Source organism: uncultured Pelagibacterium sp. (genome assembly GCF_963972885.1).
GTDB classification, from domain to species: domain Bacteria; phylum Pseudomonadota; class Alphaproteobacteria; order Rhizobiales; family Devosiaceae; genus Pelagibacterium; species Pelagibacterium nitratireducens.
The window spans coordinates 1-10182 of the sequence record NZ_CAXAXY010000104.1 but is presented as its reverse complement, the minus strand read 5'-3'; the positions used below and the strand labels follow the sequence as shown (position 1 = coordinate 10182).

Here is a 10182-nt window from a genome sequence, read left to right as displayed (position 1 = left end):
CTAGGGACGAAACCATTCCGTTCGCCGCGCGGCAAACGCGGGGGGCGGGGAGACAAGGGATGGTTTGTGTCCGGCATGGCGCCGGGCAGCCATCGAAAAGCAAGGGGAACATCATGAAAGCTCTTAAAATCGCGACCCTGGCCGGAATGCTTCTGGCGTCGGCCAGCCCGGCCTTCGCCCAGGATCTCTATCCGGTGACCTTCCAGCTCAAATGGGTCAATCAGGGCCAGTTCGCCGGTTATCTGGTGGCCAAGGATATGGGCTATTACGAAGACGCCGGTCTCGACGTCACCATCAATCCCGGCGGCCCCGACATTGCCCCCGAGCAGGTGATTGCCGGCGGCGGTGCCGATGTCATCACCACATGGATGGCGGCGGGTCTTGCTGCGCGCGAACGCGGCGTGCCGCTGGTCAATATTGCCCAGCCCTTCGCCACCACGGCGCTCGAAATGGTCTGTTCGGAAGAAAGCGGGGTGGAATCCACCGCCGATTTCCCCGGCAAGACGCTGGGCGTATGGTTCTTTGGCAATGAATATCCGTTCTACGCCTGGATGGCCCAGCTCGGGCTGTCGACCGATGGCGGGGATGACGGGGTCGAAGTGCTGCGGCAGGCGTTTTCGGCCGATCCGTTGCTCCAGAACCAGGCGGACTGTATTTCGGTCATGCGCTACAACGAGTACAAGCAGGTGCTCGATGCGGGCATTCCCGAGGACAGCCTGACGCTGTTCAACTTCGCCGATGAAGGCGTGGGCATGCTCGAAGATGGTCTTTATGTCATGGAAGACCGGCTTGAAGATCCCGAGTTCGTCGAGGCGATGGCGGCATTTGTCGAAGCCTCGATGGCGGGCTGGGAATATGCCGCGGCCAATCCCGAGGAAGCCGCCGAGATCGTCATCAACAATGACATGTCGGGTGCCCTGACGCTGGAGAGCCAGGTCTATCAGGTCAACGAGGCGGCAGCGCTTGTCGGGGACACGCCGGCCCTCGATGTCGAAGCTTACGACCAGACCGTCGCAACGCTGCTCTCGGCGGTCTCCCCGGACAATCCGGCGATCACCGAAGAGCCCGAAGGCGCCTATACGACGGTTGTCACCGACGCCATCGAATAGCGGCGCCTATCGGTTCGGATCAAAGAGGCGGAACCTTCCGCCTCTTTTTTTATTCGCTTGTTGCATTTTGCCTCTCCAAATCGACCTGCAAACACGATAGAGCGGAAACAAGGTTGGGGCCGCGCAGGGATGTGGGCGCGCGGTAATCATCAAGAGACAGTGCGAACGAAGTGCCCGGGGTGGTGGCGCTTCGGCGCATATGAAAATCCAAAACGTTTTGGCTCGCGGCAGGGCCGCGACAGGAGTGATGGACAATGACGATCAAGGCGCTCGTCTGGGGCGAGAATGTTCACGAGCAGAAAAGCGACGTGGTGGCCGAACTCTACCCCGAGGGCATGCACGCCCAGATCGCCAGATTGCTGGCCGAGGACGCCGGCATCTCGGCCGATACCGTGGTGCTGCAGGACCCCGAGCATGGGCTGACCGACGCCGTTCTGGCCGATACCGATGTTCTGTTGTGGTGGGGTCATGCGGCGCATGGGGATGTCGATGATGCCATCGTCGAGCGTGTGGCAAAGCGCGTCTGGGAGGGCATGGGGCTGATCCTTTTGCACTCGGCGCATTTTTCCAAGATCTTCAAACGGTTGATGGGCACGCCCTGCGCGCTCAAATGGCGTGAGGCGGGCGAGCGCGAGCGGCTGTGGGTCGTCAATCCGCGCCATCCGATTGCCGAAGGACTCGGTGAATATTTCGAGCTGGAAAACGAGGAAATGTACGGTGAACCGTTCTCGGTGCCCGAACCGCTCGAAACCGTTTTCATCTCCTGGTTCCAGGGCGGGGAGGTGTTCCGTTCGGGGCTGACCTATCGGCGCGGGGCCGGCAATATCTTTTACTTCCGGCCCGGGCACGAAACCTACCCCACCTATCACGATGCGACTGTGGGCAAGGTTTTGCGCAATGCGGTCAGATGGGCGCACAACCCGCAAGGGCGGTATGTGGCCGTTCACGATGCACCAAACGTGCCGGTGGACAAGGCGCTCGAAAAGATCGAGGAGCGCGGCGGCAAGTTGCACAAGACAGGTGAAGAAGGCTTCCGCTAGGGAGCGCCAGACCTTTCATTTAAACCTCTATCGCGGGAGCGCAGCATGCGTCTTGTGATCCTTGGCACGGGCAATATGGCCTCCAGCCATGCGGCGCATTTTGGCGCCATCGATGGTGTGGACATCGTCGGAGCAGTCGATCTCGATGCCGAGCGCGCCCAGCGCTTCGCCCAGAGCTACGACATTCCGCGCACCTTCACCTCGCTCGACGAGGCCCTCGATTGGGGGCAGTTCGATTCGATCGCCAATGTGACGCCCGACCGGTTCCACTTCGAAACCTCGATGAAGGCGATCGCGGCGGGCAAGCATGTGTTTTGCGAAAAGCCTCTGGCCACCCATTACGGGCATGCCGAGGGCATGGCCGACGCTGCCGAGGCGGCCGGACTGGTCAATATGGTCAACCTCACTTATCGCAACGTCGCCGAATTGCAGAAATTCCGGCAGTTGGTCGATGAGGGTGCCATCGGCGAGATCAAGCATGTGGAGGCCAGCTATCTGCAAAGCTGGCTGGTCTCAAAGGCCTGGGGCGACTGGCGGACAGATCCGACATGGCTGTGGCGGCTCTCGACCGGGCACGGTTCGAACGGCACGCTGGGCGACATCGGCATTCATATCCTCGATTTCGCGTCCTTCGGCATCAACGCCCCGGTTGCCTCGATGTTCTGTCGGCTCAAGGCCTTCGACAAGGATCCGGATGGGCGGATCGGGGACTATGTTCTCGATGCCAATGACAGCTTCACCATGAGCCTCGAATTCGGCTCGGGCGCGCTCGGTGTGGTCCATGCGACGCGCTGGGCCTCGGGGTATCTCAATACGCTTCGCCTGCGGGCCTATGGGGACAAGGGCGGGCTGGAAGTCCAGCATGGCATGAACGGGTCCTCGCTGCAGATGTGTGCGGGCGAGGATGCGGAAATCGCCCACTGGCAGGAGGTGCCGGTCGAGCCGGTGCCGACCAATTATCACCGTTTCGTCGAGGCCGTTCATTCGGGCGTCAATGGCGATCCGAGCTTCCGCTATGCGGCGGACATGCAAAAGGTGCTCGATCTGGGGTTCGTTTCCGATCAGGAGCGCAAGGAGATCGTAGTCGGGTAAATCCCCTCTCCGATTGCATCCCGGCGATAGCCGGGGACGCGCAGAAGGTCAGGGCATGGCCATACGCATGCCGAGCGGCTCCGGAAAAGGAAAGGGCGCGTCCACTGGACGCGCCCTTTGTGCATGATGGATAAGCCTTTTGCTTATTCGATGATCGTGATGCGACCGTCGGTGTAGGGGGTGTATTCACCGCCCTGTGCCGCGATGTAATCGGCCAGAACCTGCTCGAGTGGCGGGCCGAAATCGTAGGGGTTGTCGCCTTCGGCAAAGGTGCCGTATCCGTCGCCGCCGCCACGCATGTAATTGTTGGTGACGATGGTGTAGGTGGCGTCTTCATCGATTGGCACCCATTCCCCGCCTTCATCGACCATCACGTCGCTGATGCGTTCGCCAACCGAGTTGGCCAGGGTGTAGGAATATTGCAGCCCGGCAACCTGCGGGAAGCGGCCAGCGCCGTTTTCGATGTCGGAGACACCGTTTTCAAGCGCGTCGATCACATCGGCACCCGAGATTTCGACGGTGGCCAGCGTGTTGGAGAAGGGCAGGACCGTCAGCACTTCGCCCATGGTGATCTCGCCGGCATCGATCGAAGAACGCAGGCCGCCGCCGTTCTGGATGGCGATCGTGGCTCCGCTACCGGACGCTGCATCGAGAATGGAGTCAGCGACGAGGTTGCCCATCGAACATTCTTCGACACGGCAAACTTCGCGGCTGCCTTCGATCGGTGCCGTCGTCGTGCCGATCACTTCGGCCATCAGCTCCTGGAGCGGCTCTTCGAGCTCGGCGAGGCGGGTAACGTATTCCTCATAGGGCTCAACCGAAGCGTCGATGAGGATCGGGTCGCCCTCGGCCGAGGTCACATTGCCTTCGGCATCGAAGGTGACGGTGAGATCGCCCAGGTACTTGCCATAGGAATAGGCAGTGACGACCGGCACTTCATTGCCGTCGACCCCGTTGATCATGGTCGGATAGCCGCCTGCGGCGCCTTCGTCGGTGTTGGAGAGCAGTGTGTGCGAGTGACCGCCCACGACCACGTCAACACCGGGGACATTGGATGCGATTTCCTGATCCTGGGCAAAGCCCACATGGGTCAGCGCGATGATCTTGTTGATGCCTTCGGCGGTCAGGGCTTCGGCCTGTGCGGTGAGGCTGTCGATGACGTCTTCGAACTCGACATTGTCGCCGGGTGAGGAGGTTTCATCGGTGTCTTCGGCGAGCGCCGAAATGAACCCGACCTGTTCGCCGCCGATCTCCATGACATGGGTGCCCGGAAGACGGCCTTCGAGAAGCGGCTCGTTTTCGACATTGGTGTTGCCGGAAATCAGCGGGTACTCGATGGCGTCGAGCAGAGCGGCCAGTTCTTCAGGTCCATCGTCGAACTCGTGATTGCCGACGGCCATAAGGTCGATCCCCAGGCCATTGGAGAATTCCGAGACGATCTCGCTGCGATACTGGGTGTAGAACAACGAACCCTGGAACCAGTCGCCGGCGTCGAGCAGGACGACGTTTTCGCCTTCGAGTTCGGCGCGCTTGTCTTCGATCGCAGTCTTGACGCGGGCGATGCCACCAAAGCACTCACCGGCGGCGTCCGTTTCCGCGTCGCAGTTCGAATCCGAACTGGTGATCGGGCCGAAGCGCGAGTGGAAATCGTTGAGATGGAGGATGTTTAGCGTGAATTCGCCTTCCTGCGCACTGACGGGGCCGGTAAGGCCAACGGTCAGTGCCAGCGCGGAGGCGCCGAGCAACAGATGTTTCATGATCCCTTGTTCCCTTTGTCATCGAGACGCTTACCACGCCTCTATTCCATGCCTTTGCGACGGTCGTGTTACAGCGCCGAAGTTGTGCACATGGGAGCAAAGTCAAACACGTTTGCCCGGAGAGGGAAAGCAAAAGTTTGACCGGGTGGTCAATTTATGACGATCCTGTCACAGGCGCCTTACCACCGCAGGAGCGTCCGTCCCAGCAGCGCGCCAGACAGCGCGACCAGTCCCACCCCCACCGAGTACCACAGGGCGAGAAACAGCAGCCCGTTTTCACCGCAATGGAACGCATAGACCGACGCCCCCGCGCCACCGGAGGCCAGTCCGGCAGCCAACCCGGCCAATGTGGGGTTGGCCGGGGCCAGGCGCCGCATTGCTGCCAGCATGATGGTGAGTACGGGGGCAGAGAAGGCGATTATGAAGAACGGGCACACCAGTGCCGTGCCACCAAAGGCCAGAACGGGCCTTATCGCTTCGGACGCATTGCCCCACTGCCAGAGACCGCCCGCAAGGGTGAGGAGGAACACGCCGCCGACGGCCCACAGGCCCGACCAACTGCTTTTCTCCGGGCGCGACAGCGCCATGGCCGCTGTAAGCCCCAACAGGGCAAGCACGCTGGTATAGCCGAGCTTGATCCAGAACATGGCGGTGCCCGGCGCCGTCAGGATGTCGGCGCGCAGACCGATCGACGGCACCATAATGGCTGCTGCGATCATGATGCCGGCGGTCACGGCGCCCACCAGCATCCAGCGCAGCGCGCCTCGTGGTGTTGGGCGCAAATCGTCGACAAGGCGGTCAATGAGATCGGGATTGGTCATCGTCTGTCTCCCGCAAAACGCGCCATGAGCGCTTTCAAGCCCCGATGGATGGCGATTTTTGCCGCGCCCTCGCTGATGCCATGGGCCGATGCGGCTTCGGCCACCGAAGACCCTTCGACCTTGACCTTGCGGATCAGGGTCGAAGTGCGCTCGGGCAGGGTGCCAAGCACCCTTTCGAGATCGTGGGCGGCCAGTTCTCCGGCCGGCGCGCCTCCGGTCATCTCATCATCGAGCGGTACGGTTGGGCGGATGGAATGGCGGCGCAGATGATCGACGAGTTTGTAATGGGCAATGGCGTGCACCCAGGCGGTGAAGGGCCGCGCTACGTCGTAGGTCAGACGTCTTGTGTGCACGGCCAAAAGTGTCTCCTGAATCAGATCCTCGACATGGGCCGCGTGGGTCGGAGCCAGCCGCCTGCCAAAATAGATGCGCAGATAATGGGTCAATTCGACAAGAAGCTGCCGATAGGCCGGCTTGTCGCCCTCGAGAGACGACAGCACGAGCGCGTGGAGCCGCGTTTCGAGTGAATCCATATGCATCAGGCTCCTATTCGTCCAACGCCGGACAAACGTTACAGCGGGGCCGCGAAATAATCGAGTTGGGAACACGATTTCGTGAGGATGTAACCGGCGCTGAACCGCAAACGAATGTTGAGCACGTACCGTATCCATGAGCTGCGGTCGCAACCCCAAGGGAGACTACACGATGTTCAACAAAACCATATTTGCTGCCGCATTTCTTGCATTGGCCCTGCCGATCACCGCAATTCAAGCCCAAGACGCAATGGCAGGAGACGCAATGGCAGGAGACGCAATGGCTGGAGACGCAATGGCGGGCGACAGCATGGCCAGTGACTCGATGGCCAGCGATTCGATGGCCATGGATTCCATGGCCCCGATGATGTCCGACGAGGATCTTGCGCTTTGCATCGAGCAGGCTCAGGCGATCACATTCGCGCAAGTGGCCGCGACGGCCGAAGAGGCGTGTCATATGGTCCACAATGGCGAGCACATGGATGCCGATCCGATGGCTGGCGATGCTATGGCAGGTGACGCTATGGCGCCTCAGCAGTAAGCCTGCTCTATTATCGCTTCGCCCCGGACGGCTGGTGCCCCCGGGGCGGGCATTCCGACAAAGGGAGGGCAATATGTCCGATGCGTTACGCCCGGGAACGACCGGCAGCCAGGTCATCAAGCGCCAGTCCATCTGGACGCGGCTCACCCATTGGGTGTGGGTGATCTGCCTGTTTTTCCTGCTGCTCACCGGGCTGCAGATCTTCAACGCGCATCCGCGCCTTTATATCGGGCAGCAATCGGGGTTCGAATTTTCCAATTCGATCCTGTCCATGGGGGCCATTCGCAATCCGGACGGCTCGATTTCGGGGATCACGACGATCTTCGGGCATCAATTCGATACCACCGGCATTTTCGGCTATTCCGGGCCGGAAGGTCAGGAGCGCGTGCGCGGCTTTCCCGCATGGGCGACCATTCCCTCCTATCAGGATCTGGGCACGGGCCGTGTCGTTCACTTCTTTTTCGGCTGGCTCCTGGTTGGAACCATGTTCATCTGGTTCGTTGCCAGCCTCATCAACGGGCATCTGCGTCGCGACATCATTCCGACGGCCACCGATATCAGGTCGCTGCCGTCCGATGTTGCCGCCCATGCGCGCCTTAAATTCCACCACACGCGGCGCTACAACGTGCTGCAAAAGCTCAGCTACGGCATCGTGCTGCTGATCCTGTTTCCGCTGATCGTTCTGACCGGGCTGTCGATGTCGCCGGGCATGAACTCGGCCTGGCCCTGGCTCATCGAAATCTTTGGCGGGCGGCAGACGGCGCGCACCATCCATTTCATTACCATGGCTCTGCTGGTCGGGTTCTTCATCGTCCATATTGCCATGGTGCTCTTGGCCGGGCCGCTCAATACGATGCGCTCGATGATAACCGGCAAGTACAGGATCGATCCCGAAACGGAGGGAGAGAAATGAAGCGTTTTTCAATGCAGCGGCGAAAGTTCCTTACCGCGTCGGCGGCCGGCATTGCCGGGGTGACGCTGGCCGGATGCGATCAGTTCGATTCCCTTTTGCGCCCAGGCCATCCGGTGCGCGACACGCTCGCCTCGGCCAATGATCTGACCCTTGCCGCCCAAAGGCTGCTGTTGGGCGATCAGGCGCTGGCCAAGGAATTTGCCGAAAGCGAAATCCGCCAGGGTATGCGTCCCAACGGGACGACCGATCCCCAGGAGGCCGATTATGTCGCGTTGCGCGACAACGATTTTGCCGATTACCAACTGGTGGTCGACGGACTTGTCGAAACCCCGCAATCGTATTCGCTCGATCAGTTGCGCAACATGCCCGCACGCACCCAGATCACCCGGCACGATTGCGTGGAGGGCTGGAGCTGTATCGCCAAATGGACCGGCGTGCCGCTGGCAACGATCCTCGACGAGGTGCGCCCCACGGCCAATGCGCGCTATTGCGTCTTTCACTGCTACGACAATTACGGGGGTGGGCTTTCGGCCTCACCCTATTACGAAAGCGTCGGGCTGATCGATGCGCGCCATCCTCAGACGATCCTCGCCTATGGCATGAACGATGCCGCTCTCCCGGTGCGCAATGGCGCCCCGGTGCGGGTGCGGATCGAGCGCCAGCTTGGCTACAAGATGGCCAAATATCTGCGCCGCATCGAACTTGTCGACGATTTCAGCCAGTTGCATCGCGGAAAGGGCAGCTATTGGGCCGATCACGGCTATGATTGGTATGCAGGGATATAGATCGTCCGATTAGAGCCAAGGATTTGAGTGACTCAAATCCTTGGCTCTAAACCCTTGTTTTGTCGCGTGTCCGAACCGCAAAACCGTTTCCATCCCCGATCGCGTCGAGGACATGCTTTTGCTGGACACGCTCTAGGGCTGGTCGAGCTTGACCGTAAAGGGCACCTCAAAGACGTGCTCTTGCAGATTGTCGCCATCGCCGCCGCGATCGACAACGAGGAAATCGCCTTCTTGCTCAAGCGTGGTCAACACGCCGTGCCAGATGTTGCGTCCAATGTTGATCCCAACTCCGGGTTCGGTAAGGAACGCCAGCGGCGTGCCGGGGACGCCGTTTTCGTCGGGGGCGACGATCACCAGAAAGGGGCGGGGGTGGAGCGGCATGAAGGCCTGCGAGCCCAGCGGGTGCCGTTCGACGAGCGTCAGACGCAACGGCAACTCATAGGGCTTGCCGCGAAAGATCGAGATCAGCGGGCGCCCGTTCTCTCCACCGATTTCGACAGTGGCGAGGTCGTCGAAACGCTCTGTCATGCCGTTGTTGATGGAAAAGTGGCGAGCACCCTCGGTGGTCATGACCTGCCCGAACGGGGCGAACGCCTCCCTGGTCAGCGGTGCGGCAATGATCGTTGTGGTCATGGCCGGCCCAGTTTCATGTGCCGGTTGACGTCCTTATAGAGCAGATAGCGGAATGGGCCCGGTCCGCCGGCGTAACAGGCCTGCGGGCAAAAGGCGCGCAACCACATGTAATCGCCCGCTTCCACCTCCACCCAATCCTGATTGAGCCGATAGACCGCCTTTCCCTCAAGTACATAAAGCCCATGTTCCATCACGTGGGTTTCGGCAAATGGAATGACGGCGCCGGGCTGAAGGGTGACGATATTGACGTGCATGTCGTGGCGCAGATCGGTGGGCTCGACAAAGCGCGTGGTTGCCCATTTGCCCTCGGTTCCCGGCATGGGGATGGGTTCTATTTCCTGATCGGAAGAGACAAAAGCGGTTGGCGTGTCGAGTCCTTCGACCTTTTCGTATCTCTTGCGTATCCAATGGAAGCGGGCGGGTTCGGCGCCGGTGCAGCGCAGGGTCCATTCGGCTGCCGGCGGGATATAGGCATAGCCACCGGGGGCCAAGGTGTAGGTGGTTGCGGCCAGCGATAATGAAATTTCGCCGGCGGTAACGAACAGGACACCTTCGGCCTCAGCGTCAGGCTCGGGCCTGTCGCTGCCGCCGCCGGGCGCGACCTCCATGATGTATTGGGAAAATGTTTCGGCAAAACCCGAAAGCGGGCGCGAAATCACCCACAGCCGCGTCTTGTCCCAGAAGGGCAGATAACTCGTCACGATATCAGCCATTACGCCCCTGGGGATCACCGCATAGGCATCGGTAAACACCGCACGGTCGCTGAGAAGCTGGGTCTGGGGCGGCAGCCCGCCGGGGGCGGAAGCATAGGGGCGATCGGTCATCAAAAAACGCTTGTCGGTCAATCGGGATGATCAGACTGACAGCGCCGGGCGCGATTTGGCAATATGGGCGAGGAGAGAAACTTGTGCGGTGCTCGGCTTCATCACCACCATCCGCCCCACCCCATCGTCATCCT

11 protein-coding genes are annotated in these 10182 nt (G+C 60.8%); 6 read left to right on the top strand and 5 right to left on the bottom strand.

Annotated features, from left to right (window positions below; translation table 11 throughout):
* Window positions 1-113: 113 nt before the first annotated feature.
* The 3 genes from AACZ55_RS13855 to AACZ55_RS13845 all read left to right on the top strand — a co-directional run bounded on the left by AACZ55_RS13855 (window position 114) and on the right by AACZ55_RS13845 (window position 3241).
* Entirely contained in the window at window positions 114-1109 is a 996-nt protein-coding gene (locus tag AACZ55_RS13855) for an ABC transporter substrate-binding protein (RefSeq protein ID WP_339647013.1), read from the top strand.
* Between the two features lie 254 nt (window positions 1110-1363).
* Entirely contained in the window at window positions 1364-2149 is a 786-nt protein-coding gene (locus tag AACZ55_RS13850; RefSeq protein WP_339647011.1) for a ThuA domain-containing protein, read from the top strand.
* Window positions 2150-2194: 45 nt separating this feature from the next.
* A complete protein-coding gene (locus tag AACZ55_RS13845) occupies window positions 2195-3241 on the top strand; it encodes a Gfo/Idh/MocA family oxidoreductase (RefSeq protein WP_338609654.1) in 1047 nt (348 codons plus the stop codon).
* A gap of 143 nt (window positions 3242-3384) precedes the next feature.
* On the opposite strand, the gene AACZ55_RS13840 is transcribed toward AACZ55_RS13845, so the two are convergent.
* The 3 genes from AACZ55_RS13840 to AACZ55_RS13830 form a co-directional block, all read right to left on the bottom strand.
* On the bottom strand, window positions 3385-4998 hold the full coding sequence (locus AACZ55_RS13840) for a 5'-nucleotidase C-terminal domain-containing protein (protein WP_339647009.1): 1614 nt from the start codon (window positions 4996-4998) through the stop codon (window positions 3385-3387).
* 179 nt (window positions 4999-5177) lie between these two features.
* Complete coding sequence (locus tag AACZ55_RS13835) at window positions 5178-5819, bottom strand: DUF1109 domain-containing protein (protein ID WP_339647006.1); 642 nt, start codon at window positions 5817-5819, stop codon at window positions 5178-5180.
* A complete protein-coding gene (locus tag AACZ55_RS13830) occupies window positions 5816-6352 on the bottom strand; it encodes a sigma-70 family RNA polymerase sigma factor (protein ID WP_338609657.1) in 537 nt (178 codons plus the stop codon). The genes AACZ55_RS13835 and AACZ55_RS13830 overlap by 4 nt, the downstream gene beginning before the upstream one ends.
* Before the next feature lie 172 nt (window positions 6353-6524).
* Between AACZ55_RS13830 and AACZ55_RS13825 the strand changes: the two genes are divergently transcribed.
* The 3 genes from AACZ55_RS13825 (at window position 6525) to AACZ55_RS13815 (ending at window position 8591) form a co-directional block, all read left to right on the top strand.
* A complete protein-coding gene (locus AACZ55_RS13825; protein ID WP_339647003.1) occupies window positions 6525-6893 on the top strand; it encodes a hypothetical protein in 369 nt (122 codons plus the stop codon).
* 73 nt (window positions 6894-6966) lie between these two features.
* Complete coding sequence (locus AACZ55_RS13820; protein ID WP_339647001.1) at window positions 6967-7806, top strand: cytochrome b/b6 domain-containing protein; 840 nt, start codon at window positions 6967-6969, stop codon at window positions 7804-7806.
* Complete coding sequence (locus AACZ55_RS13815) at window positions 7803-8591, top strand: molybdopterin-binding protein (RefSeq protein ID WP_339646999.1); 789 nt, start codon at window positions 7803-7805, stop codon at window positions 8589-8591. The genes AACZ55_RS13820 and AACZ55_RS13815 overlap by 4 nt, the downstream gene beginning before the upstream one ends.
* Window positions 8592-8723: 132 nt before the next feature.
* Here the strand turns inward: AACZ55_RS13815 and AACZ55_RS13810 are convergent, their stop codons facing one another.
* Together AACZ55_RS13810 and AACZ55_RS13805 are read right to left on the bottom strand one after the other, a co-directional pair.
* Window positions 8724-9224: an ureidoglycolate lyase gene (locus AACZ55_RS13810; RefSeq protein ID WP_339646997.1), complete on the bottom strand. Its 501-nt coding sequence runs from the start codon at window positions 9222-9224 to the stop codon at window positions 8724-8726.
* On the bottom strand, window positions 9221-10048 hold the full coding sequence (locus AACZ55_RS13805; protein ID WP_339646995.1) for a bifunctional allantoicase/(S)-ureidoglycine aminohydrolase: 828 nt from the start codon (window positions 10046-10048) through the stop codon (window positions 9221-9223). Before AACZ55_RS13805 ends, AACZ55_RS13810 begins: the two co-directional genes overlap by 4 nt.
* Window positions 10049-10182 lie beyond the last annotated feature (134 nt).

Excerpts from the sequence above, each read along its gene's own strand:
- AACZ55_RS13855 (WP_339647013.1), top strand. The coding sequence starts at position 114 with ATGAAAGCTCTTAAAATCGCGACCCTGGCCGGAATGCTTCTGGCGTCG.
- AACZ55_RS13850 (WP_339647011.1), top strand. The coding sequence starts at position 1,364 with ATGACGATCAAGGCGCTCGTCTGGGGCGAGAATGTTCACGAGCAGAAA.
- AACZ55_RS13845 (WP_338609654.1), top strand. The coding sequence starts at position 2,195 with ATGCGTCTTGTGATCCTTGGCACGGGCAATATGGCCTCCAGCCATGCG.
- AACZ55_RS13840 (WP_339647009.1), bottom strand. The coding sequence starts at position 4,998 with ATGAAACATCTGTTGCTCGGCGCCTCCGCGCTGGCACTGACCGTTGGC.
- AACZ55_RS13835 (WP_339647006.1), bottom strand. The coding sequence starts at position 5,819 with ATGACCAATCCCGATCTCATTGACCGCCTTGTCGACGATTTGCGCCCA.
- AACZ55_RS13830 (WP_338609657.1), bottom strand. The coding sequence starts at position 6,352 with ATGGATTCACTCGAAACGCGGCTCCACGCGCTCGTGCTGTCGTCTCTC.
- AACZ55_RS13825 (WP_339647003.1), top strand. The coding sequence starts at position 6,525 with ATGTTCAACAAAACCATATTTGCTGCCGCATTTCTTGCATTGGCCCTG.
- AACZ55_RS13820 (WP_339647001.1), top strand. The coding sequence starts at position 6,967 with ATGTCCGATGCGTTACGCCCGGGAACGACCGGCAGCCAGGTCATCAAG.
- AACZ55_RS13815 (WP_339646999.1), top strand. The coding sequence starts at position 7,803 with ATGAAGCGTTTTTCAATGCAGCGGCGAAAGTTCCTTACCGCGTCGGCG.
- AACZ55_RS13810 (WP_339646997.1), bottom strand. The coding sequence starts at position 9,224 with ATGACCACAACGATCATTGCCGCACCGCTGACCAGGGAGGCGTTCGCC.
- AACZ55_RS13805 (WP_339646995.1), bottom strand. The coding sequence starts at position 10,048 with ATGACCGATCGCCCCTATGCTTCCGCCCCCGGCGGGCTGCCGCCCCAG.